At 47.3% G+C, this 23,459-nt stretch carries 18 protein-coding genes; 10 read left to right on the plus strand and 8 right to left on the minus strand.

Annotated elements, in window-relative coordinates:
* Window positions 1-51 precede the first annotated feature (51 nt).
* From C7B65_RS18130 to C7B65_RS18140, 3 genes are all read right to left on the minus strand, one after another.
* A complete protein-coding gene (locus C7B65_RS18130) occupies window positions 52-2,217 on the minus strand; it encodes a calcium-binding protein (RefSeq protein ID WP_143162078.1) in 2,166 nt (721 codons plus the stop codon).
* A gap of 334 nt (window positions 2,218-2,551) precedes the next feature.
* Window positions 2,552-3,193 carry a type II toxin-antitoxin system HicB family antitoxin gene (locus C7B65_RS18135; protein WP_073074026.1) on the minus strand — a complete coding sequence of 214 codons (642 nt, stop codon included), beginning with the start codon at window positions 3,191-3,193 and terminating at the stop codon, window positions 2,552-2,554.
* 4 nt (window positions 3,194-3,197) lie between these two features.
* Entirely contained in the window at window positions 3,198-3,569 is a 372-nt protein-coding gene (locus C7B65_RS18140; protein WP_073074028.1) for a hypothetical protein, read from the minus strand.
* Window positions 3,570-4,022: 453 nt separating this feature from the next.
* Here C7B65_RS18140 and C7B65_RS27445 point away from each other — a divergent pair, with 453 nt between their 5' ends.
* The 4 genes from C7B65_RS27445 to C7B65_RS18155 are packed head-to-tail and all read left to right on the plus strand — an operon-like array spanning window position 4,023 to window position 6,634.
* Window positions 4,023-4,259 (plus strand): hypothetical protein, encoded by a 237-nt coding sequence (locus tag C7B65_RS27445; RefSeq protein ID WP_143162079.1) that lies wholly within the window; start codon window positions 4,023-4,025, stop codon window positions 4,257-4,259.
* 28 nt (window positions 4,260-4,287) lie between these two features.
* Complete coding sequence (locus C7B65_RS18145; RefSeq protein WP_073074029.1) at window positions 4,288-5,043, plus strand: PDZ domain-containing protein; 756 nt, start codon at window positions 4,288-4,290, stop codon at window positions 5,041-5,043.
* Between the two features lie 34 nt (window positions 5,044-5,077).
* Entirely contained in the window at window positions 5,078-6,307 is a 1,230-nt protein-coding gene (locus C7B65_RS18150) for a hypothetical protein (protein ID WP_073074031.1), read from the plus strand.
* A 33-nt stretch (window positions 6,308-6,340) separates the two neighbouring features.
* Complete coding sequence (locus tag C7B65_RS18155; protein WP_073074032.1) at window positions 6,341-6,634, plus strand: DUF4359 domain-containing protein; 294 nt, start codon at window positions 6,341-6,343, stop codon at window positions 6,632-6,634.
* A gap of 17 nt (window positions 6,635-6,651) precedes the next feature.
* Here C7B65_RS18155 and C7B65_RS18160 read toward each other — a convergent pair whose 3' ends face one another.
* The 3 genes from C7B65_RS18160 to C7B65_RS18170 are packed head-to-tail and all read right to left on the minus strand — an operon-like array spanning window position 6,652 to window position 10,829.
* A complete protein-coding gene (locus C7B65_RS18160; protein WP_073074034.1) occupies window positions 6,652-7,437 on the minus strand; it encodes a response regulator transcription factor in 786 nt (261 codons plus the stop codon).
* The gene (locus tag C7B65_RS18165; RefSeq protein ID WP_073074036.1) at window positions 7,437-8,558 is read right to left on the minus strand and encodes a hybrid sensor histidine kinase/response regulator; all 1,122 of its coding nucleotides are present in this window, start codon (window positions 8,556-8,558) and stop codon (window positions 7,437-7,439) included. Before C7B65_RS18165 ends, C7B65_RS18160 begins: the two co-directional genes overlap by 1 nt.
* 3 nt (window positions 8,559-8,561) lie before the next feature.
* Window positions 8,562-10,829, minus strand: a complete 2,268-nt coding sequence (locus C7B65_RS18170; protein WP_073074037.1) for a histidine kinase dimerization/phosphoacceptor domain -containing protein — start codon at window positions 10,827-10,829, stop codon at window positions 8,562-8,564.
* Window positions 10,830-11,082: 253 nt separating this feature from the next.
* On the opposite strand from C7B65_RS18170, the gene C7B65_RS18175 reads away from it, so the two are divergent.
* From C7B65_RS18175 to C7B65_RS18200, 6 genes are all read left to right on the plus strand, one after another.
* Window positions 11,083-12,396 carry an FAD-binding oxidoreductase gene (locus C7B65_RS18175; RefSeq protein ID WP_073074039.1) on the plus strand — a complete coding sequence of 438 codons (1,314 nt, stop codon included), beginning with the start codon at window positions 11,083-11,085 and terminating at the stop codon, window positions 12,394-12,396.
* A gap of 3 nt (window positions 12,397-12,399) precedes the next feature.
* Window positions 12,400-13,782, plus strand: a complete 1,383-nt coding sequence (locus C7B65_RS18180; RefSeq protein WP_073074041.1) for a (Fe-S)-binding protein — start codon at window positions 12,400-12,402, stop codon at window positions 13,780-13,782.
* A gap of 77 nt (window positions 13,783-13,859) precedes the next feature.
* Window positions 13,860-14,909 (plus strand): WG repeat-containing protein, encoded by a 1,050-nt coding sequence (locus C7B65_RS18185; protein ID WP_083583087.1) that lies wholly within the window; start codon window positions 13,860-13,862, stop codon window positions 14,907-14,909.
* 750 nt (window positions 14,910-15,659) lie between these two features.
* Window positions 15,660-16,709 carry a histidinol-phosphate transaminase gene (gene hisC / locus C7B65_RS18190; protein ID WP_073074043.1) on the plus strand — a complete coding sequence of 350 codons (1,050 nt, stop codon included), beginning with the start codon at window positions 15,660-15,662 and terminating at the stop codon, window positions 16,707-16,709.
* A gap of 600 nt (window positions 16,710-17,309) precedes the next feature.
* Window positions 17,310-20,168, plus strand: a complete 2,859-nt coding sequence (locus C7B65_RS18195) for a GAF domain-containing sensor histidine kinase (protein ID WP_073074044.1) — start codon at window positions 17,310-17,312, stop codon at window positions 20,166-20,168.
* Between the two features lie 73 nt (window positions 20,169-20,241).
* Window positions 20,242-20,520, plus strand: coding sequence for a DUF2584 family protein (locus tag C7B65_RS18200; RefSeq protein ID WP_219898636.1), 279 nt, complete (start codon window positions 20,242-20,244; stop codon window positions 20,518-20,520).
* Here the strand turns inward: C7B65_RS18200 and C7B65_RS18205 are convergent.
* Both C7B65_RS18205 and C7B65_RS18210 read right to left on the minus strand, forming a co-directional pair.
* Complete coding sequence (locus tag C7B65_RS18205) at window positions 20,517-21,860, minus strand: TldD/PmbA family protein (protein WP_073074046.1); 1,344 nt, start codon at window positions 21,858-21,860, stop codon at window positions 20,517-20,519. The genes C7B65_RS18200 and C7B65_RS18205 overlap by 4 nt on opposite strands.
* Window positions 21,857-23,296 carry a TldD/PmbA family protein gene (locus C7B65_RS18210; RefSeq protein ID WP_073074047.1) on the minus strand — a complete coding sequence of 480 codons (1,440 nt, stop codon included), beginning with the start codon at window positions 23,294-23,296 and terminating at the stop codon, window positions 21,857-21,859. Before C7B65_RS18210 ends, C7B65_RS18205 begins: the two co-directional genes overlap by 4 nt.
* Window positions 23,297-23,459: the final 163 nt, after the last annotated feature.

Consider the following 23,459-nt stretch of genomic DNA (forward strand, 5'->3'; position numbering starts at 1 on the left):
TTCTGAAGAATCATGAGTTTTGAGTTCTTGAAATTCAAAACTCTCTAGCATTTAATCTCTGATCAAACTTGAAGCGTTTGGCAAAAAGATGTCCGTCGTTAAGGAGCTTGCTGTGACACCCGATAGAGACATCAGCAGGGAGCCATCAGGCTTAAATCGAATCAAAGTGCTGCTGTTGAGTTCGGTTCCTGGCTCGATCGCAACTTGGTCAATCTGGATGTCCGCAGGCAAGCCAATGCGATCTTCGCCAACCTGAAAGTCGATGACTTGGCTCAATCCATTCCGGCATAGCCTGAAGACATCGGCACCCGCTCCTCCAGTCAGCCAGTTGTTCCCTGTTCCGCCATCGAGAATATCGGCACCTGTTCCGCCCCAGAGAATGTCATCGCTTGCGCCACCCCGAAGAATATCATCGCCACCGAGTCCTTTAAGGAAATCATTTCCACCCTGACTATTGATCACGTCGTTAGAATCGTCGAAGCCCATCACATCGTTATCCGAGTCATTCAGAAAGGTGACTGAGTTTCGGTTGAAGACTTGAGCAATGATCAGGTTAGCATCTATCACATCAAACGAGTCTTGAATGGAAGTTGTTTCTCCGTTAAACACGATGTTGCCTAGCATGAGCGGAGTTTCACTGATGGTCAAGAAGTTGTCAAGATTTTCTAGGTTAAAATCCTTGAGGATAATGCTTATATTTTGTACATCCGCAAATGTGAGGGTCAAATCATTGCCTTGCTGATCGAGGAGCAGATTTTTGGCGATCAGTTGCGGTCCCTGAAAGTAGAGAGTATCCACTTCTCGAATAATGTCGTCTGAAGGATTTCTGTTTGTGCCAACGCCCCCAAAATTTCTGACTTCGTAACTGCCTGTTGTCAGCGTAAAAGAGTGGATTCCCCCAGAGCCATCCAAGACTTGAGGAGGAGCGATGACCACTATTTCAGGAGTCACGATCGAATGCGTTTTCTCTAGCTCTTGAGTTCTGGGCTTGCCAATATCTGCGCTCAGATCAGGGCGATCGCTAGGCTGATTTGTTGATTCGCTACTGGGATCGGCGAATGAGACAGCAGGATTTGTCTGGTTGAATGAGATGGATGGAGATCGTGGCGTTTCTTTAGGGAGGCTAAACCTCAGAAGCAGTGTGGTATTGAAGCCTGTCACATCTAGGTTATCAAAATCGCTGCCTGCAAAAATGAAAGGATTAGGGATAAAAATTGCTCGATCGTCGTCCGATTCAACCCATTCAGGCGAGGCACGATCGGGGGAGCCACTGTGCTGAGATTTGGTGTTTTGTGAATTCATCGACGTGCTCAAATCGTAGTTTCGCACCAAGGATGAAGGTGTTGGAGCAGGCGATCGCTGCACCGTTTCAAATGGAGAATCAGAGCGATTGTCATTTTTTGAGATTTGGGACAACAACCACAATCCAGAAAATTGTCCGCCTTGATTCGCTAACTGGTTTAGTTTTCCATCATTAGCATTGTTAAATGTATTTGCAGCAGCTTGCTTAATTGTATTTTCGTGAGCATTCAATGCTGCGTTGCTATTTAAGCGACTGGTCGTAGGTGCGTGAAACTCGATCGTCCTTCTCTGAAATGCACTTTTGCTTAGTGTAAGCAGTATCAGCTTGTCAGAAGTTTTACTATAATCAATTCTCTGAAATTTCGCCGAGATGCGTCGAGTCAAGTGACGAACGATCGCCCCAACTGCTGCGAGAATTGCCGGGCTAGTCGCAGCCTCTTGATTGCTTTCCGACGCATTTTCAGCGGTTTTAGCAGAGGTACTAAACTCTTGGGCAATGTGTTCTAATAACTGCTCCACTGTCCAGATCGACACTGCGCGATCGCCGCCCACATATCTGTATGGTTTGTAGGTGATCAGTGCAGAGACTCGATGAACGATCGCAAACTCTAACTCTGCTGCCGCCAATTTTTCGGATGCGAGCGCTCTGCCTTTCTTATACTGATAGCGAGGCGGAATTTCTACACCGGATTGCTGAAGCTGCCAAAGGATAGATGCTCGTTTAGCAGCACTCAAGTCACTTAAGATTGAGTCGAGTGTCGCTGGAGCGACCATAACCTTGACTCCGATAGCTGGACAGCATTGATGAATTTGCTGTAAAAGATCCCAGCACAAATATCTCTGCTCTGTGATGAAGCCAGAGGGTTCTCCATATAGACGAGCTAACGTATCGCTTGCAAGGGTAATGAGACTCATCAGTTGCTGCACCCCGCCCTCAAAAGAGTAGTGACTGGGATCTCCTAGCTAGTCAGGAGACTGTTTGACAACAAAGTCAGCAAAGATTCTAGGCGCACATCCAGGAATGGCGAATTTGTGCTTGCGATAGTAAGCCGCAATCTGTTTGGGAGTGCAATCCCGATTTTATTTCTTGGCTATTACTTTTTACATAGGTTAACACAATTCTAAGCGTTGGGTAGGTATTAATACTAGATTTAAGTTTTAAGGCGAAAAAAGGGTGCGATCGCAGCAGTCAAAAGAACGCAACAAACTTAGCTGCTAAGAACGAGGCTCCCACAGGCTCTATTCTTAACTAGGCTTGTTGACGAGTTTGATTGTGTTTGGTCATCTTTGTACGCTCAATCCAATCTTCGATCGCGCTGACAACTTTAGTCATTGTCTGAGGGTCGGATGTCCTTAAGTGAGAGCGGATTGCTTCTAAACCTGGTAAAACTTTTTCCACGGCACTTAAGAAGTCGATCGCCCCGACTGCGTTGCTTTTCTTCAGCGAAGGGGTGACTTGATCGAGAAATTGCTCCATTAGTTCAGGATGTTTTTTGAGTTGTAGAAGCATCGTAGCGGGGATTTCTACTTCCTCAGTTTTTTTTTCGTCTGTTTTGCTCTCTTGTAGGGCTTTAATGGCTGCTTCTTCTAGCCAAGAATTGATGCTTCTGCCTGCATCTTTAGCCGTATGAGCAATATTTCGATGAACTTCTGGCGACGTGCGAAAGGGAAGTTTCCCAGAAAAATTTTCAGGCTTTTCAGGCTCAACTTTCTCAAGCTTGCAAAACTTCAGGTAAGTGTCGATCGTCTTCTCAAATTCTTCTTTCGCTTTTTCAACCGTCTTTCCCTGAAAGTGCAGAAGCTCTCTACTCACGTTGTTGACCTTGCCACAGACTAATTCTGCTTTCTCATCAATCGAGAGGGATGCTGTGTAACCCAAGTAATTCAGCATAGAATCAGTTCCCTCTGCTAGTTCTAATGTCCAACATGGTCAAAAACTCTCGAATTTTCATCACCTGATATTCGTCCACACACTCATCATGTCCCAAGGGAGAGAGGATGGTAATTCGGTGGTCGCAATCAGGATGAGGTACTCTAACACAAATTTTGTTGCTCATCTCACGAATCGTTGCCCCTTGCAATCCTGCTAGAAGCGCGATCGCGTTCGTCCAAAGAATGTCGGTGAGTGGCGGGTCTTTGAAAATGCACTCAAGAGTTTGCTGCTGCTGATCATTGTGGTTGTCAGGATGGTGGATGCACATTCGAGTTTTTCGCGATCGAAGCTCAGACTGACCAAACTTTTTTGCAGCAAAAATGAAAATCCTCACCTTAGAACGTTTCTGGAGGTGGTGGACTTCAGCTTGGCTGACTCGGCTAGAAGAATCTGGGTAGAAAACTTTTAGCGGAGAGTTTACATCAGCATACCTGAAGCTCTGTAAGAACACTAGAACCGTATCGGGGGCATTAGTAAATCCCTGACGCAATGCCAGTTATCTGTTTGAACAAGAAGGTTAGCTGATGCAGCAGTCAGAGGTCAATCTGAGCTTCAATACACTGCTCTCTTGATATCGTAACCAGATATCATTGTCAACCTTTATGAGGATATCTTTAACTCTACTTTTTGCAGCACGATATCGTTTTTTGATATCAATTTAAGATTTTTGTGCTATCGTTAATTCATAAATTTGTCTAAGCAACCGCAAAACTGCTTGGGCAGGACAGATCAAAATACGCCGATTTTAGAAATAACAACTTAGTTTATCCAGGAGGAATCACTCAGAATGAACTGCCCTTCCGACTGTAATCAGGGAAACTGTCCATTTGTCAACGATCCCCAGCGAGTAACGCGCTATGTCTGCCTTAGATGCGGTCTAGAGCGCGATATCAATGATGGTATCCATCTTGATCCCTTTCTTCTACCTCTGTTGATCGCATCTTTAGTAGTCATGCTGATCATGAGCCAGCGATCGCCCACGCCTCAACCTGACCAGGCTCCTACTGAATTGCCCTCTCCGTGATTTACCCGTTCCCAATTGGAGAATGACCATGCGTACACTGCCCAAACCAGAGCTTGACACCCATGATCGCTCTCATCCATCTGCCCACTACTCATCTGATCCGTCTTCTCCAAAAGCTTCACTGTTCCAGAAACTTGTGATGGTCGGTGCTGGCGTGTTTGCCGTGGGGGTTGTCGTCATTCCGACTCTGCTTAGTCATCGCCAATCTCGTGTCATCAGCATTCACGCCAACGATTTTTCTGGGTCTGCCCTGGATGATATCAAAACTGCCGTAAAGCACTGCATTGCGGCGACACGATCGCTGAAGGAAGGAGATTATGCTGTCTCAATCGGGTTTGCCGATCGTCCAGAAGTAACGCAAGCAGCGGTTGTCAATGATGTCGCTGCTCTACTCAAAAAATGTGATGCCATTCGTCGCGATCGCATTCCGCCAAGCGTAGGCAAACAACGTGGCACCGATCCGATCGCCCTACTCGACAAAGTTCAGAATCAACTCAAATCACAGCGGACTCGTGGCAATCAAAACCCCGGCGTGATCACGGTTTGGCTGCAAAACGCCGAACCTCGTCTCCGTGGAACCCGATTGGACTTTAAGCGGGTGCGATCGCAGTTGCAGCAAATCACAAATGACCGCAGCACGGTAATCATCTTCGGGCCAACCGGAGAGCTGCAAAGTGATTTAGAGCAAGCGATTCAAGGCATTCCGCAAGTTGAGCTTTGTCCGATCGAGAGCTTTGAACCCTACATCAAGCAAGCCTTCAACACAGCACGCCACCTGCCTTAGATACCTTCCCCTGCTTTCATAAAGGAGTCTACCAATGACTGCACTATCACGTCCGCAATATGTTCCTGAAGATTCGTTTGCTTGGTCGCAACAGACGATCGCAAGTTGGCGACTCTCACCTCAGATTCAGCGCATTGACTACGACAGCCGTCATGAGATGGCCCAGTTTCAGATACAGGACGGAGAAACGACTCTGGCTCAGACACGCATCGAACACTTTGCCGCAATTGTTCTGCATCGTTGGCCAAAAGCAGTCATCTTAATGGTCGAGCTGTTTGTTCTATTTTTAGGAATGCTGGCCTTTAATGCCTTGCCCACTCAGTTGGCCAAGCTTTTAGGTCGTCAAGAATGGTCTGAAGGAATTGGGCTGTTGGTAGGGGCGGCTTTTGCGTGGTTAATTCACAATCGGGCTGTGCGCGGACTGGGTAAACTGCGTCGTCGCCACGATTCTCGTCAGGCACTGCAAATGATCCAAACTCTGCAAAAAGCGTCGGCTCAAAACGAGTTTTTTCGAGATTTCTATAGGGGTCAGCAGTCTTGTCTGAGTCGGGTTGAGGGAGGAAATCTGCAAGGGCAATTTTGGCTCGATTTGGGGGTGACGATCGTCGTCAGCCTGCTAGAAGGAGCCGCGATTTTTTATCAGGTGCAGCAGAACCCCCAGTCAACCGAGTGGGCAATTTTGAGCAGTGTTCTGCCCGTGGCGTTGATTTGGCTGGCGGCATTGCTGCAAAGCGATCGCGCAGACTTTGCTGATTCCTGTGCAGAACTGATCTCCGACTATCGGGACTTTTTACCAGATGGCACAATTTCACAAGAGCAAACTCTACGCCTATACGAATTGGATGCGGTGTTCAAGCATTTTACGGCAGCGATTCCTTCTGAAATCAAAACGGTGAAGGGTGCCCGCGCCAACGCTAGAAGCGAATTTTCTCAGGTGCGAATCGAGCAGCTAGAAGCAGAATGCATCCAAGATATCGAGGAGCGGAATGAGAAACTGCGGCAAGTTCTTCAGCAGCTACCGAATCAATTTCCCATGCCCCAAAAGTTTGATGTAGCTGGATATCGCGGCTTTGAAATTCCTAGCGATCAACACAACGCTTGGCAAAATAACACAGAACAGATTGCTCAAGAGGTCGTCAAACTCAAAGCTGAAGCAGAAGAAGATTATGACCTAATTCGAGCGCGAATTTGCCAACAAATCAGGAAGTGGCAGCGGATTAAAACTGAGGCAGAGCAAACCCGATCGAGAGCCGAAAAGGAATGACCAGACCGCAAACACGATTTTGGAGAGGATAAAATGCTGAAATTTGCGATTCCTGTTGTTTGTGCAGCAGTTTTACTAGCTGCGACTAATCCTGGAGAAGATGCCTACGCAGCCTGGGTTGCCCAAAATCTGCAATCTGCGGCGTGTCAGAAACCGAAATCGTCTGCTTGCTTTGCAGCCACTTCAGTGCCTCAGGAGGTTTTGACTTCTACAATCAAGCATTACACTCACCGTCAGAATTGCGTTTTCTTTAGCGTCTATACCACTCATTTCTTTAGCATTCAGAAGCAAGGATTCGGTTTGAGTGGCTTTTTTATCGCCCATTGATTTGAGCGAAGATTGTTTCAATTATTTGAATCTGGCTCATCTAAGTCGCTTTCAAGCAACTCGATTAAATGACAGTTTTGAAGCAGGGCGGCACTTTCTGGCATCAGAAAATTTTGCAGTTTATAGACTTGCTGAAGAATTGCCAGTTCTCGCCCATACTCTTGTTGAATCGTGGCGACACTGGTTTCAAAACTTGTCGCGATCGACGCAGTTTTCAACAGGTGCAGCGTCATGTTGATGTTAGACAAAGGATTGCGTAGCTCTTGATAGAAGTGATTTAATAACCCATCGCGGGTGTTAGAGGCATGAGTCGCTTCAAGATCTGGCTGCTGAGAAGATTCGGGGCGAGAAGCGTGAACATTTCGTGGAGCGGATCTGGCGATGTCTTCGGTTTGAGTTCTTGCGGTCTGTTTGTTGTAACGTTCTAGAAGTGCAGCTTGTTTTTCAAGGCGACCTGAGATAGCACCCAACAGTTCTGTAGCAGTGCAGGGTTTGGTGAGATAGTCATCGGCTCCTAGCTCCATGCCATACCGAACATCTGCTTTTGTGCCCCTGGCGGTGAGAAAGATAAAGGGAATGTCTGCCGTGTCAGCGACTTGGCGGAGATGAGTCAGAACAGAGTAGCCATCTAAATCAGGCATCTGCACGTCACAGAGAATCAAATCAGGGTGGTTGTCGCGGGCAAGTTGAAGCCCAACATTGCCATTTTCACCACCCAAACCGCTAAAGCCTTCTGCTTCTAGCAAGTCTAAAATCGATTCTCGAACCGTTTGTTCGTCTTCAATGACTAAAATTTTCTTCATTAGCAGTGCTGTAACGGTAGCGTAACTGTAAAAATGGTTCCCTTTTCGACTTCGCTGATCACTGCGATCGTGCCACCGTGTAAATCTACGCATTGTTTGACAATTGATAATCCTAACCCCGTTCCAGAAATCGTTTTGACATTGCTGGCGCGATAAAAGGAATCAAACAATCGGGGTTGATCGGCGATCGGAATTCCAATCCCATAATCTTGAATCTGGAAGACAACGGCTTCCTTGTTATAGGTTAAGTTAAATTCTATATTTTTGCCTTGTGGAGAATACTTAATTGCATTCGACAACAAGTTATCCAAAATATGTCGTAACAGATTCTCATCTAAACAGGGGAAAGATAGATCCTCTGAAGTTACAAAATCTGCATTTTTGTGAGTGAGATGAATCGGACAATTCAACGATCGACTCACTTGCAATTCTTCAATCAGGTCTTGACAAAATTGCAGCAGATCGAGCGGCTGAGGATTAAAGGGCAAATCGCCTGACTCGGTTTCTCCGATGGTCAAAACATCCCTTAGTAATTGATCCATTCGTCTCACCGATAGCTGAATGCGCTGTAAATATTCTTGCTTTTTCTCTGATGAAAGCTCTGAGTCGTAGCGTTCTAGAAGCTCAGTCGAGAAAAGAATCGCGTTGAGAGGATTGCGAAACTCGTGAGAGACCACCGAAACAAATCGCGATTTGATTTGATTGAGTTCTTTCTCTTTTACCAGCGCTAATTGAATCGCAACTTCAGCGTGATAGCGAGAGAGCGCAATCTCGATCGTAGTAATTAACTCTCGATCTTCAAACGGCTTCAGAATGTAACCAAAAGGCTCAGTAATCTTGGCTCGTCGCAAAGTATTTTCATCCGCGTGAGCCGTCAAGTAGACTACTGGAAGATTGAACTCTCTACGAATTTTTTCTGCAATTTCTACGCCATCCATTTCGCCGCGTAGTCGAATATCCATCAGCACCAGATCAGGATGGAACTGGGCAGTTAGATCGAGAGCTTCGTCAGCGCAGGTGGCGATCGCAACGACATTATATCCAGCATTGACTAAACTATTTTGAATATCTAAAGCAATAATGCTTTCATCTTCAACGACCAGAATTTTAGCAGCTAACATCGATTAAACCTTTTGTTTTTGCTCAGCAAAACTAATCTTAAAAACTGCGCCGCGCTGGCACTCTAAATCAATGGTGCCGTGGAGCTGTTTAGTGAGACTGCACACTAGCTGTAAACCCAAAGATTTTGTGTTGCGGAAGTTTAGATCGGTGGGAAACCCTGAACCGTTATCTTGAACAATTAAGGTGTAATAATTTTCAGCTTCAGAGAAGAGGCGAATGCTAATTTCGCCTGCCTGACCTGCTGAGAAAGCATATTTCAACGAGTTTGAAATGAGTTCGTTGATAATTAGCCCACAGGGAATGGCTGTATCAATGCTGAGACGCACATCTTTCACATAGACATTCAGCTTAATTAACCGTGAACTGACTGAGTAGGAGCGGAATAAATCGGTGACTAAACTGCGAATATATTCTGCAAAATCAGTTTTGGCTAAATCTTCTGATTGGTAGAGTTTTTCGTGAATTAATGCCATTGCCCGGACGCGATTTTGACTTTCTTTAAACACTTCTAAGATGCGATCGTCTTTAATGTACCCAGCTTGCAGCTTTAGCAAACTAGAGATCACCTGAAGATTGTTTTTAACGCGATGATGAATTTCTTTAAGCAACACTTCTTTTTCTTCGAGAGAAGCGAGAACCCGATCTTCTGCCCACTTACGATCGGTGATATCAATGACTGAGCCAATGATTTCAACGGGTTGTCCCTGGCGATCGCGCAGAAGTTTCATGCCGTCTCGCAGCCAGCGATAGGAGCCATCTTGATGCAGAAATCGATATTCACAAGTGAGTTGTTCTATCTCGAAAAGTTGAGCGATATGATCTAGTACGTTTCGCAAATCATCAGGATGAATGCGATCGAGCCAAAAACGAGATTCTTTTAAGTATTGCCAGACTTCATAGCCTAATTGCTGAGTAATATTTTCGCTGACAAATGTGCAAGAGCGGTTGCGATTGGGGTGACAGGTGTAGATGACTGAGGGATTAGAAGAGAGCAGATACTTTAGACGCTCTTGGATGGCAATCAGAGCCTTTTCTGACCACTTGCGATCGGTGATATCTCGCTGCAAAGCCACGTAATGAGTGAGACTTCCCTGATTATCGAAGATGGGCACGAGGTTGAGATCGATCCAAAACTCAGAGCCGTCTTTGCGGTAGTTGACAAGTTCTATCTGGATGGGCTTGTTGTGAAGCAGCGCTTGACGAACTTTATTGAGTTGAGCACGATCGCTTTTGGCTCCTTGCAGAATGCGAGGAGTCCTACCGAGAACTTCTTCTAGCGCATAACCTGTTGACTCTGTGAATGCAGAATTGGTGTAGGTGATTTTGAGATCGTCAGGGTTGCCAGTGGTGATGATGACTGCATCCTGTCCATTAATGACGACTGACTCAAATAGACGGAGGCGGTCTTCGGCGTGCTGGCGCTCTTGCTGGGCTTGCGCTTCTTGAAGCACGATCGACAGATAATCAGCAATTTCGGTGAGCGTTGAAATCTCGTAATCACTCCACTGGCGCGGCTCAGGCGAGTTAAAGCTGAGTAACCCAATCTCTTGGGCTGAATGCTGAACGCGAACCGCAAGCAAAGCGCGGGTTCCTCTGGAAAGCATGCCGTCTGCAAGAGGTGCTAGAAAGCTGGCTTGAGTGACATTGGCGACGACGATCGGTTGGCGGCGATCGATGAGTTCCAAATATTCAGGTGATTGTTTCACCTCCAAAACGGCTCCTTCTAGCTTGATCATCGTTTCGGGCTGGGCGGAATGAACGGCTGTGATCGCTCCATCGACGATCACCCCATAGAGAATTCGGAGCGTCTTAAAATGTTGTCCGATTTGTCGAACCGTCGATTCGATCACTTGCTCGGCTGATAGACCCGACGTAATGCCTCTCGAAATATTATTGAGCAACTGTAGACAGACTTGACTTTCTCGCAGACTTTGCTCAATCTGCTTACGCTGGGCAATTTCTAGTTGAAGCTGCTGGTTGGTGTCGCGGAGTTCTGCGGTGCGTTCTTCAACTCGAATCTCTAATTCTTCTTTAGCGTCGCGGAGGGCTTCTTCTGCCTGTTTTCGGTGTTCTAGAAAGTGAACTTTGGCTTCGGCTCGTTGACACTGCTCTCGCTCCCAGATTGACTGCTCTTGAAGTTGAACGATCGTCATTTTCACGTCTGACAGGCACGATCGGAGCTGTGCCGCTAACTCAGGATCGTGGATTGTCCACTGGTCGATCGCGTGTTGAAGCTTAATCAATGAAGAGGGTGATTCGGTGAGTTGCATCGCTGATAACTTTTAATTAACCGCAACAGGGAGGAGCAATGGCACTCTATAATCGAGAGCTTAGAAGCGATCGAGCAGAAGCTTTGAGGAATTGTGTTTTCACAGACCTCCAACTGACTGCAAGGGCATTATTCCCTACCCGATCGCATCTGCAACTGTGAACCTCTTCAAGCCTGGTTAGTTTTTTCTCAGTAGTACTTAAGTATATTCACTCTGTTCTCTCACCCTTTGCAGTGAACTGCGTCACACCTTGATGAAAGCCGTTGCCCAAGTTTTAGAAAACATTGTTGGAGTTGCAGGGGTTTGTGCCTGGGACACTCTGACCGAGACTGAACGATCGCCGATTTTGCAAGCCACACCTTCGAGTCAGTCAATCACCTATCTGGTTTACCCCAACACGCCAGAAGAATTGGCGGCAGTGATGCTGTGTGCCGACCAAAATCGGTGGCGAGTGTTGCCCTGTGGCAGAAAAAGCAAGCTGCACTGGGGCGGGCTGGTTGACGCGGTAAATCTGGTGATTAGCACTGAGCGACTTAATCGATTAATTGATCATGCGATCGGTGACTTAACCATCACGGCTGAAGCGGGAAAAAAGTTCTCGGATGTGCAAAATTTGTTAGGTCAGTCGGGGCAGTTTTTGGCGATCGATCCTCACTATCCTGACCAGGCAACGTTAGGCGGAATTATTTCAACGGCAGACACTAGAGCATTGCGGCACCGCTATCACAGTGTGCGCGACATGATTTTAGGCATTTCATTCGTCCGCAGCGATGGGCAACTCGTCAAGGCGGGCGGACGCGTGGTCAAAAACGTCGCGGGATACGACTTGATGAAATTGCTGACTGGGGCATATGGAACTCTCGGTATTATCACGCAAGTAACTTTACGGGTCTATCCTCTTCCTCAAGCTTCACAGACGGTGGTGCTGAGTGGGCAACCCGACGCGATCGCTCAAGCCGCCCAAACGTTCTTAAATTCTGCGCTTACGCCGACCGCGATCGAGGTGCTGTCTACTCAAGTCATGGCTGATCTAAATTTGGGAACAGAGATCGGTTTATTGATTCAGTTTCAAACCATTTTTGAAAGTGTGAAAGAACAGGCTGCCCGATCGCTCGAAGTCGGTTCAGCGTTGGGGTTGTCGTCGCAGCTTTATCCAGAAACAGATGAAGCGACTCTATGGAAGCAACTGCGAGAACGAATGATGGGTGTCAGCCCAAATGACGCGATCGTCTGCAAGATAGGAGTTAAGCCGTCAGAGGCGATCGCGGTGCTTACTCAGATTGAGCAATTAGCCAAAAATTCTGGAGCCGTGATTCATCTAGGCAGCGGGGTTGGCGAGTTGGTTCTAGAAGGAGCGATGACCAAGACTTTTATGATTCAAGAGCTGCGATCGCTTTGCCAAAATGCAGGTGGTTATCTCTCGGTGCTGCAAGCTCCCATTCCCTTCAAGCAACAAATTGATGTTTGGGGCTACGCTGGAAATGCCCTGGATCTAATGCAGAAGATTAAAACTCAGTTCGATCCAAACTCTCTGTTGAGTCCTCGTCGCTTTGTCGGTGGAATCTAAATTATGCAAACGTCAGAAAATCCTGTCACTTCTGCTGAGTCGGCTGCAAAGCAATTTCTTGGATTTGACCCAAACAATCCCCCTGACCCAACCCTGATCGATTCGTGCGTTCACTGTGGGTTTTGTTTGTCTACGTGCCCCAGCTATCGAGTCATTGGCAAAGAAACCGACTCGCCCAGAGGTCGAATTTATCTGATGGATGGGGTAAATGAGGGCGAGATTCCGCTATCTCCGGCAACCGTGCAGCACTTTGATTCGTGTTTGGGCTGTCTTGCCTGTGTGACAACCTGCCCGTCTGGAGTGCAATATGACAAGCTGATCGCAGCAACTCGACCGCAAATTGAGCGCAATCATTCGCGTCCACTGCCTGAGAAACTGCTCAGACAATTAATTTTCTCGGTGTTTCCCTACCCCGATCGGATGCGCGTTTTGCTGCGTCCTTTAGGGCTTTATCAAAAATCGGGATTGCAGAAACTGGTGCGATCGCTAGGCTTCCTCAAACAGATTTCACCTCAAATAGCCGCAATGGAATCGGTGTTGCCAAATATTTCGGCAGGTGCGTTTCAAGATACGATTCCCGCTCTCATTCCCGCACAGGGGCAGAAACGCTATCGAGTCGGTATGATTTTGGGCTGTGTGCAGCGTCTATTTAACCCGGCTGTGAATGATGCAACGGTGCGTGTATTGACTGCTAACGGCTGCGAAATTGTGGTGCCTCAGCTTCAGGGTTGTTGTGGGGCACTGTCTCATCATCAAGGGCAAGAAGAACAAACAAAAACCTTTGCGCGTCAGATGATTGATGCCTTTGCAGACAGCAATGTGGATGCCATTTTGATCAACGCATCGGGCTGTGGTCATACGCTCAAAGAATACGCGCACATTTTGCAAGATGACCCGGACTATTACGAGAAAGCTCAGGAATTCGTTAGCAAAGTTAAAGACGTGCAGGAATTTTTGGCGGCAGTGGGGCTGACTGTCAAACTCTCACCCTTGCAAGACAAACCGTTGGTGATGGTCTATCAAGATGCCTGTCACATGCTACACGGGCAAAAGATTAGCATTCAGCCACGCCAACTGTTAAAGCAGATTCCGGGTGTGCAGTTGCGAGAACCGATCGATGCAGCCCTGTGCTGTGGAAGTGCAGGCGTTTATAACATTCTGCACCCTGATGTCGCTGAAGAATTGGGACGGCAAAAGGTCGAAAATTTGACTAACACCGGGGCGCAACTGATTGCATCGGCAAATATTGGCTGTTTTGTGCAAATTTCTAAGCATCTGCAACTTCAGGGTAAGACCGTTCCGGTGCTGCACCCTATGCAGTTGTTGGATTACTCCATTCAAGGAATTGAGCTACAAACCGAATCAAATAATATGCTGATTGGCTGACAACACTTTGAGGAACGATCGATACACTAGGCAGATATTAGCGAAAGCAAATTTTCTCCTCACATCAGGCATTCCCTATGTCAATTCGTCTTTGGAAACGACCCATTCCAGCAGTTGTTTTGCTTGCTGTTTTAATTCCGTCGAGCCAGCAATCAAGAGCAATACCTAAACTGGTTGCTCAATCGAATTCACAAACGTCTACAACCTTAGCGATCGCTGATCAGTTTGACAGTGCCTCAGATTTCTCAGAAGGGTCTGCTTTGGTGAGAATTGGCGATCAATTCAAGTACATCGATCGGACGGGCAAAGTTGTTGTCACGCCTCAAGTAGAATTCGAGAGTTACTCTCCTTTTTCGGAAGGATTAGCGATCGCCAGAGTCGGCAGCAATTATGGTTACATTGACCAAACAGGAGCCGTATCAATCAATCCCAGATTTGAAGGCGCTTCGCAGTTTCTAGAAGGGTTAGCCGCCGTCAAAGTTAAGAATCGCTACGGCTTTATCAACAAACAGGGAAAGGTGATCATCAACCCAGAATTTGGATTAGCTTCGAGCTTTTCTCAAGGATTGGCAGCCGTTAAAATGGGTCAGAAATATGGCTATGTCGATCGCACAGGTCGAGTCACGATCGCGCCAAAATTTGACGACTCCTGGAAGTTTTCTGAAAATCTTGCGCCTGTCCGCATCGGCGATCGCTGGGGCTATATTGATAAAACAGGCAAATTAGCGGTGCAGCCTCAGTTTGATGGTGCGTTTAAGTTTTCTGACGCGATCGCACGAGTCCGAGTCGGGGATAAGTGGGGCTATATCAATCAAAATGGGGTCGCGATCGTGTCTCCCAAATTCGATTTTGCGTCTGATTTTTCTAACGGATTGGCATTAGTTGAAGTCGAAAATAAATGGGGATATGTCGATCGGACAGGCAAGCTAGTGATCGCTCCCAAATTCGATTTTGCGTCCGATTTCTCTGACGGATTTGCGCCTGTCAAAATCGGCAGTCAGTGGGGCTATATTGACAAAACTGGACGTGTGACGATCGCACCTCAATTTGATGAAGCTGGCTCCTTTTCTGAAGGATTAGCCCGTGTAATGATGAGCGGCAAATGGGGATACATTCGCAAACCCTAGAAATAAATTTTTATTGACTGATAAAACTCTGAGCCTGTCGTCGAGAACCCGCGTTCCACCTCACGATCGCGGATGACCGTAAAACTCAAACTCTCCCCACTTGTTTGCAGCGATCGCCGAAAATCTCTAGTATCTTCAATTAGCCAAACTCGATTTATCGAGGGAACTAAGGATCGTGGATTAAATAACCTGTCAAACTTGTAATCAAATCTTTTGATTCGTCATGGCTGAGATCTTCGCCCCCTAAATCCCCCATTCATGGGGGACTTTGAGCCAAAATTCCCGGTTTCAAAGTCCCCCAAAATGGGGGATTTAGGGGGCACAAGCCGACTCAAACGGAGTCATCAACAAACTTATCTACACTCTAGTTGAGTCCGAGAAGTTGCACCTTAATAAATTCACGTTCCTAAGCGGGCAATTTCCTGATCATTCTCCATCAGAACAACTTGTTTTCCCTCTGCCAATTCGTTTAACAAGTCTTTTAGATTAACCAGTACATCTTCAACGGTCATTCTTAGCATTTGCATTGACTTTTTTGGCTGCAATGGAAGTATTCATGCGATCGCAGTTTTAGCACCGCCTTCAAGATCACACGAATGTTCTTCATAGATGCCTATGGATATTTACATTCTTGATCTGCTGGTTATCCACGCTGTTGATAAAGTAATACGATCGAGAACGAATCTCCTCAACAAGCTGGGAAAGCAGAGGCGGGCTACAATAGAGGGTCTTCATCACCTATCGCGTGTTATGACCTCTTATTTTCGCCCTGGCATTGATGCGATCGCTGGCTACATTCCCGGTGAGCAACCCAAGCCTGGGATACCTGTCATCAAGCTCAACACGAATGAGAATCCTTATCCGCCATCTCCTGCTGCGATCGAGGTGCTGCGAACTCTAGATGTTGAGTGGCTGCGACGCTATCCAGACCCATTTGCGAATGAGTTTCGGCAAGCGGCGAGTCAAGCATTAGACGTTCCGGCTGATTGGATTATTGTTGGCAACGGCAGCGATGATTTGCTGAATGTGATCATTCGCGCCTGTGCAGAATTGGGACGTAAGGTTGTCTACCCAATGCCTACTTATGTACTCTATCAGACCTTAGCCGAGGTGCAAGGCGCCGAATTTGTTGAAGTGCCTTATGAAGAAAATTATCAGCTTCCGATCGCCGAACTGATTGCCGCAAATGGTGCCGTGACGCTGATTGCCACGCCCAACAGTCCTTCAGGTCATAGTGTGTCGATCGACGATCTCCGACAGTTAGCGACAAGCTTATCGGGCGTTTTAGTGATTGATGAAGCCTATGTTGACTTTGCTGAAAAAACTGCGTTACCACTTGTGAAAGAATTTGATAACGTGATTATCACTCGCACATTGTCAAAAGGATATTCTCTAGCAGGATTACGTCTTGGATTTGGCATTGCAAATCCGGCTCTATTGAGTGGATTGTTTAAGGTAAAAGATAGTTATAACATTGACGCGATCGCTTGCACGATCGGGGCGGCTGCCATGCGCGATCAACTCTATAAAAATAGTTGTGCAGAACGAGTCAAATCATCCCGCTCAAACCTGTTTTTCGACCTCAAAAACCTGGGCTTTCGGCTGTGGGATTCTCAAGCTAACTTTTTGCTCACTCAGCCGCCTATAGGAAATGCAGAGCAGCTTTATCTCGCATTAAAAGAGCAAGGAATCTTAGTGCGTTACTTTAACCGATCGGGTTTGTCAGACAAACTGCGAATTACGATCGGCACCGACGAACAAAATCAACTATTAGTTGAAACCTTAACGCATCTTGTCTGAGAGAATTTGACAGGCATCTTTAAAACTTGCTGAACGTAAGCATTAGAATCACTGCACTGTTATAACCAACAAGAGGCTTAAGCCCCTTGTCCTAACCAAACGTGAGTTCGACGAGTTTTTTCGCTTCGTTCTCAGCAGCTTCTGCCCCTAAATCCCCCAATTTGGGGGACTTCAAGCCAAAGCTTCTGGTTCAAAATCACCCAATTTTGGGGAATTTAGGTAGCTCTCTCGAATTCATCATCGGAGTGAACCACTTCTATCGAACTCACGTTAACAAACTGATACCCATTTGATTTGTGAATGCGACAGATCCGCGTCAAGCGCTTCTTTGACCACTTTGGGTGTTATCCCCATTTTGAGAATTTTTGTAACACGTGCGCGATCTTGTTGCGACACTTTGAGAGTTTGGGAACGCTAAGTTCAGTAGACCTCCTGCATGAATAAAATTCTCGACGTAAACCACCCTGCGATCTCGCCCCCTAACCCCCAATTCTGGGGGAACCGGAGTTCAAAGTCCCCCAGAATTGGGGGATTTAGGGGGCGTTCCCGGATTCGTGCAGGAGGTCTAGTATTCCTATAATCTTTTTTAAAAGTAGCTTTATGCACGACCCGCAAGATGGACAGGCGACTTTGACTCAGGAAATTCTTTTGCATCGCATCACAAATCGAATTCGGCAATCGCTCGAACTGCAAGAGATTTTGAGCGTAACCGTAGCAGAAGTCCGATCTTATCTGGGAACTGATCGCGTCAAGATTTACCAGTTTAGCCCTGATGCTCATGGAGTCGTGATCGCTGAATCGATTCAAGACGATCGCCTGCCCTCTTTGCTCGGATTAAATTTTCCCGCCGATGACATTCCCCCTTATGCACGAGAGTTGTTTGTGCGGGCACGGCAGCGATCGGTAGTCGATCTAATCTCCCACGAGATCGGAATCAGTCCGCTCACCTGCCCAGAAACAGGAAAGCCTATAGAACCCCCTCAAGACATTCGCTATCGTCCCGTCGATCCGTGCCATGTGGAATATTTGACGGCAATGGGCGTGAAGTCTTCGGTCGTGGTGCCGATCGTGCTAGACGACCACGAAACGGGCAAAAACCAGCTTCCATCTCTGGCCCCGTCGGCTCAGTTGTGGGGCTTGTTGGTGTCGCATCATGCCGACACTCGTGTTGTCACCGAAGCAGAACTGCACTTTATTCAGGCAGTCGTTGATCAGATGTCGGTGGCGATCGCCCAATCGATTCTTCTCGTCCAAGTGCGTGAACAGGCGCAGCAACAGTCTGTGATTAACCAAGTCACCGCAGTGCTTCACGCTAGTCCTACCGTTCAACTGCAAGCAGCCCTAGAAGCAACCGTCTCTGCGTTTCAAGGTTCAAGCGGGCGGATCTATTTACTCGCGGATAGCGATCAGAGCAGCGAACTCTATCTCTTTGGAAATCAACCGAAACGACTCGAACGCGATCGCGCGATCGAAGAAAATTATCTCTGGAACCGATATTTGCGATCAGGGGTTAATCTTCAACCGGATGGCGTTAAGCCCTGGTCTGTTGAATGGATGCGGTCAGTTTATGAGTTAAAAGAACCGCCGCAAAACTCCTCAGACAGCGATTTGTGGGTGATCAATGACCTTTATAAAGAACCTCTACTTCGGACGATAGCGCCTTATTTTCAAGACACTCAGACTCGCGGGCTAATGATTGTGCCGCTACGATCGGGGTCAGAGGTTTTGGGCTGCTTAACGATCGGTCGCGACGAAGTAGACACCGAGATTCCTTGGGCGGGCAGCCATGACCCCGATACTCGCCAACTCATGGCACGTCAATCGTTTGAGACCTGGCGACAGCTAAAAATTGGGCAGGCACACCCTTGGACAGCGGGCGAAACTCAGCTAGCACAAGCGTTGGGTGAGCGATTCTCGAATGCGATTAAGCAATATCGCCTGCACCAACAAGTGCAATTGTTCAACATCAATTTAGAGCAGCAAGTACACACCCGCACTGAAGAACTGCAACAGTCAAACAAAGAACTGCAACAGGCATTTGAGCAACAAAAAACCCTATCGAAAATCATCACCAAGATCAGAGAATCATTAGAGCTTGACGTGATTTTTAGAACCGTCGCCACTGAAATTAGACAAATGCTAGATGTCGATCGGGTTCTGGTTTATCGCTTCCATTCAGAAACTGCGTGTGAAGGCGGAGCCGCAGTTGCCGAAGATGTCTTGCCTGAGTTTCCAGCAGCCCTTGATGTCGAAATTGCCGATCTTTGCAATTCAGAAGGGTTCATCCGAAAATATCGCCAGGGAAAGATTCATGCCATTTCTAATGTCAATGAAGGGGGACACGACGAGTGTTATCTTAAAATGCTGGCGCAGTTTGAAATCAAAGCCAATCTGGTAGTGCCTTTGTTTAGACAAGATTATCTTTGGGGCTTATTGTGCATTCAGCAGTGTCGAGGCTATCGAGACTGGCAACCCTCCGAAATTAAATTCATCGGTCAAATTAGTGAGCAGTTAGGGGTCGCCTTGCAGCACGCGACGTTGCTCAATCAAACTCGTGAGCAAGCCCAAAAACTTTCAGAAGCGATCGACTATCTCAAGCAGACTCAGAGCCGTCTGATTCAGAGCGAAAAAATGTCTAGTTTAGGGCAACTTGTGGCAGGCGTTGCCCACGAAATTAACAATCCTGTAAATTTCATCTATGGCAATCTGACACACATGAAAAACTATGTCAATCAGGTGTTGGAACTGCTGCAACTCTACCAAAAACACTACCCCGAACCCCATGAAGCAATTCTTCAACAAGCAGAAGCCACTGATTTAGACTTTGTGATCGAAGATTTGCCCCGGTTATTTTCTTCTCTGGAGGTGGGTGCCGAGCGGATTCGCGAAATCGTCTTGTCGTTGCGAAATTTCTCTCGTCTCGATCAAGCAGAAGTCAAGTCTGTCAACATTCATGAAGGCATTGATAGCACCTTGATGATTTTGCAGCATCGCACTAAAGCAAACTTAGGCTATGGCGAGATCACAATCTTGAAACACTATAGTGAGTTGCCTTTAGTTGAGTGTTTTGCGGGCCAATTAAATCAGGTGTTGATGAACCTCCTATCCAATGCGATCGATGCCATTCAAGAACAGCGCGATCGCCAACTCGAGTCAGATTTAGAGCTAAAAGGAGTAATTACCCTCACGACTCAACAGATTGATGACGATTGGATACAGATTTCGATCAAAGACACCGGATTTGGCGTTAGCGATGATATAAAGTCAAAACTTTTTGACCCCTTCTTCACCACAAAGCCTGTGGGTAAAGGCACCGGGTTAGGGTTATCAATCAGCTACCAAATTATTGAAAAACATAGTGGCAAATTGTGGTGTCGATCGCAGTTAGGAGAAGGCTCAGAGTTTGTGATTGAGATTCCGATTCGGCAACCCGTTCAAAAATCTATGCAGTCAATCTGATGTTCGAGCGAAGTGAAGCGGTAGTTTGGGGTAGCGACCATCAATTGCAACCGGAAAACATCAACTTTATTTTATGGAGTCTTTTATGGGAATGCCGTGTCAAGTCAACAGCATTTTAAAGCTGAATTCGTCGCAGGGATATCCATCTAAATTGGAGTTAAACACAACTCATCAGGTTAAGAAATCAGAATATCGAATCATTCCGATCGACGTTCCCATTCCATTAGTCGATCAACATTGGGTGGCTTATGCCGATGTGACGATCGCCAAACTCACTTGGCAAAATGGCGAAACGCACATCACCTTTAGCATTAGTCGCATTTATGAGCAGCCGTTTCTAAGCAAGTCTTAAAGCGTATACGTGAAGTCATTCACAATCATTCCGGGAACCCAAGTGCCGCCGAGATTGCGATTTTCATAAGTGCCCACATCAGGAATAAATTCCTGGAAGTTGGTCAATGCTGCCAGGTTTTCGCCCCAAAATTGATAGAAGCTGTCATCAAACCGCAGATTCTCGATCGGGGCCACAATCTCGCCCTCTTCAACCCAAAAACAGGCATAGCGAGTCATGCCCGTAATCCGCCCAGTGGGGCGATCGCTCCAGTTCAAATAGTGCAGATTTGAAAGATATAAGCCCGTTCCTAATGTTGCCAAAATCTGCTCACTCGACAACTCACCAGGCGCAATTTCGGGCGATCGCAATGTCTCTCCTTGATCTGCGCCATTGGCAACCAGCTTATATTCCTTTGCAGTTTGAGAAGAGATGAGCATATTTACTAGTTCGCCTTCTTCGACGATCGACAGATCTAACGGGGCAACTTCGCCTAACTCGTTAAATCGAGGCACTAACCCATGTCGAAAGTTTTCGCGCAGGGTGAATTTAGGCGAGAGTTTCTTTTCTCCGCGTCGCATCGCGCCCAAACAACTGCCGCCCTGTTGAAAAGATGACTCACTCACACCACCCCAAGACAGCATATAAACCAGTTCAGCGATCGCGGCAGGTGCCAAATAAGTGCGATAGCTTCCCCGGCTGATCGATTTTGGCGGTTGGCTGAGGCGATCGAGTTGCTGTCTTGAGGTCTGAATTTTAGTCGCGTAGGCAGACTGATCCCAGCGATCGCCCGCAAACGTGCCTTTAACCGCTTGACCATCTGGGGTAAATAGCGAGTAATCTAGCGAAAAAGACTCCGTTGCGAACCAGTGTTTTTGCCCAACCGAATCGGCATAGGCTCGAATCATTAATCCGGCTGCATAAAGGCCTGTGAAATCCAAATCAGCAACCACAGGCAGCAAGGTTGGCACCACTTCATCGATCGTCAAAAGCTGTCCCGTATAAATTTCCTGGCTGGTCGCATTGCCAGACGGCAGCACCAAATAAGGGTTGACCGGAAGTTGAGACACGTCTTTTCGCAGCGCCTCTAAAGCGGTTTTGGCTCTGGGTCGATCGATCTCCAAGTCTCCAGTAAAAGGAAACTGATGATCGCTACTGCGCTGATCTCGCATCAGTGTTAGAGACAAACTGCCATCGTTAACTGATCCGGTTTGGCGAACTTTGGCGTGATTAAATCGCGTAAATTGGCTTTGCTCACTATTCAGGCTGAGGGTGAAATGTTCGTCAGGTTTAAGCTGATCGGCGATCGTCTCCACCAATTGATCAAAGCTGCTTTCTAAGAAACTCACGGTTTTCGTCATGCCCCACCTCCAAACACTTCAACATTGGCAAACACCGCTATAGGTGAGCCGTGCCCGACTCGAATGGCCTGATTGGGTTCGCCTTTGCCGCAAAACGGCGTGCCATACATCTGCCAGGTGGAGCGATCGCCCACTTTGATCAGGCTGCCCCAAAACTCTGGCGTGACTCCTCGATAATTGGGATTTCGCACGGTTTTAGTCAGTTTGCCCTGCTCAATCAACCTGCCATATTCGCAACTGAACTGGAATTTATGACGCTGATCATCGATCGACCAAGAGCGATTCGCTTCCATAAAAATGCCGCGATCGACGCTGGTGATCGTCTCCTCAAAACTACCGCTTCCGGGTTCGAGATTCAGATTGCCCATGCGGTCGATCGGCGGTCGATTCCACGACGAGGCTCTGGTGCTGGCGACTCCCAAAACTCCAGCTCTGGCTTGACTTTCGAGACTGCCCACACCGCGCATTAAGGTGCCTTCTTTGATCAAATATTCACGAGTTGCCGGAGTGCCTGTGTCGTCAAAGCGGTAGCTGGCAAACTCTCCCGGCACAGTTGGGTCAAAAGTGATATTCATCAACGGTGAACCGTAAACCCGCTTACCAAAATCTTCTAGCTTGATGAAACTGCCGCCTGCATAGTTGCGCTCATCACCTAAAATTCGGTCTAGCTCTAGCGGATGCCCTACACTTTCGTGAATTTGCAACAGCATTTGATCAGGCGCTAACACCAATGTGGTCGTTTCGGTCGGACATTCTTCTGCGGTCAGCAACTCGATCGCTTGGTCGCCAATCTGTTTAACTCGCTGCCACAGGTCAGGCGTAACCAAATGTTCAATACCGCCTTGATAGCAGTGAGCCAACCCACCGTTGTTCGATCGCCGCTGCACGATCGCGCCTTCTTGAGCTGTCGCAGAATAATCGGTGCTAATCATCCAAAATTTTTGGTGCGCCTCAGACCCATTGCTGCTGACAAACCAGGTTTCGGTTTCGGTGACGATCGCCGTTGCACTCGTTTGAACGATCTGATCAGAAACTTTCAGAGTTTGACAAATCTTGGTCAGAATTTCGCTAATCTCACCGGGAGTCAGCGCGTCAAACGGCTTGAGAATCGGCGAAGTGTAGTCTTCAACCACTTTGGGACGAGCGGATAGCGGCGTTGGGTGAATGTTCCATTCGCTGGCAGCGATCGCTTGACGTTGAGCCGTTAATGCTGCCGCCTGAACGCTTTCTAAAGTCAGCAAATTGGTCGCGGCATAGCCAATTTGACCGTTCACCAACACTTCGACCATAATGCCCTGGGTGGTCGTGGTGCGATTATATTCGGGGATGCCATCCCGAACGGTGCGATGGGTAGAGGCTTCCTGAGTGGCTCTTAGCCCAATCCAGTCGGCTGAGACGTTGAGGGCTGAGAGCAAGTTTGACAATTCAACAATCATGATTAACGCTCGGAGAAGTCATGAACATTTTTCGGCTTTGCTGAACGATGGGATGAATTCGCCCCCTAGCCCCCAATTCTAGGGGAACCGGACATTCAAAGTCCCCCAGAATGGGGGATTTAGGGGGCGTTCCGAGGATAGCGCGATCAATGATTCATCCCGC

Source organism: Phormidesmis priestleyi ULC007 (assembly GCF_003003695.1).
Lineage (GTDB): Bacteria > Cyanobacteriota > Cyanobacteriia > Leptolyngbyales > Leptolyngbyaceae > Phormidesmis_A > Phormidesmis_A priestleyi_A.

Coding starts and splice junctions, on each gene's coding strand:
- C7B65_RS18130 (WP_143162078.1), bottom strand. CDS start 2,217: ATGAGTCTCATTACCCTTGCAAGCGATACGTTAGCTCGTCTATATGGA.
- C7B65_RS18135 (WP_073074026.1), bottom strand. CDS start 3,193: ATGCTGAATTACTTGGGTTACACAGCATCCCTCTCGATTGATGAGAAA.
- C7B65_RS27445 (WP_143162079.1), top strand. CDS start 4,023: ATGAACTGCCCTTCCGACTGTAATCAGGGAAACTGTCCATTTGTCAAC.
- C7B65_RS18145 (WP_073074029.1), top strand. CDS start 4,288: ATGCGTACACTGCCCAAACCAGAGCTTGACACCCATGATCGCTCTCAT.
- C7B65_RS18150 (WP_073074031.1), top strand. CDS start 5,078: ATGACTGCACTATCACGTCCGCAATATGTTCCTGAAGATTCGTTTGCT.
- C7B65_RS18155 (WP_073074032.1), top strand. CDS start 6,341: ATGCTGAAATTTGCGATTCCTGTTGTTTGTGCAGCAGTTTTACTAGCT.
- C7B65_RS18160 (WP_073074034.1), bottom strand. CDS start 7,437: ATGAAGAAAATTTTAGTCATTGAAGACGAACAAACGGTTCGAGAATCG.
- C7B65_RS18165 (WP_073074036.1), bottom strand. CDS start 8,558: ATGTTAGCTGCTAAAATTCTGGTCGTTGAAGATGAAAGCATTATTGCT.
- C7B65_RS18170 (WP_073074037.1), bottom strand. CDS start 10,829: ATGCAACTCACCGAATCACCCTCTTCATTGATTAAGCTTCAACACGCG.
- C7B65_RS18175 (WP_073074039.1), top strand. CDS start 11,083: ATGAAAGCCGTTGCCCAAGTTTTAGAAAACATTGTTGGAGTTGCAGGG.
- C7B65_RS18180 (WP_073074041.1), top strand. CDS start 12,400: ATGCAAACGTCAGAAAATCCTGTCACTTCTGCTGAGTCGGCTGCAAAG.
- C7B65_RS18185 (WP_083583087.1), top strand. CDS start 13,860: ATGTCAATTCGTCTTTGGAAACGACCCATTCCAGCAGTTGTTTTGCTT.
- hisC (WP_073074043.1), top strand. CDS start 15,660: ATGACCTCTTATTTTCGCCCTGGCATTGATGCGATCGCTGGCTACATT.
- C7B65_RS18195 (WP_073074044.1), top strand. CDS start 17,310: ATGCACGACCCGCAAGATGGACAGGCGACTTTGACTCAGGAAATTCTT.
- C7B65_RS18200 (WP_219898636.1), top strand. CDS start 20,242: ATGGAGTCTTTTATGGGAATGCCGTGTCAAGTCAACAGCATTTTAAAG.
- C7B65_RS18205 (WP_073074046.1), bottom strand. CDS start 21,860: ATGACGAAAACCGTGAGTTTCTTAGAAAGCAGCTTTGATCAATTGGTG.
- C7B65_RS18210 (WP_073074047.1), bottom strand. CDS start 23,296: ATGATTGTTGAATTGTCAAACTTGCTCTCAGCCCTCAACGTCTCAGCC.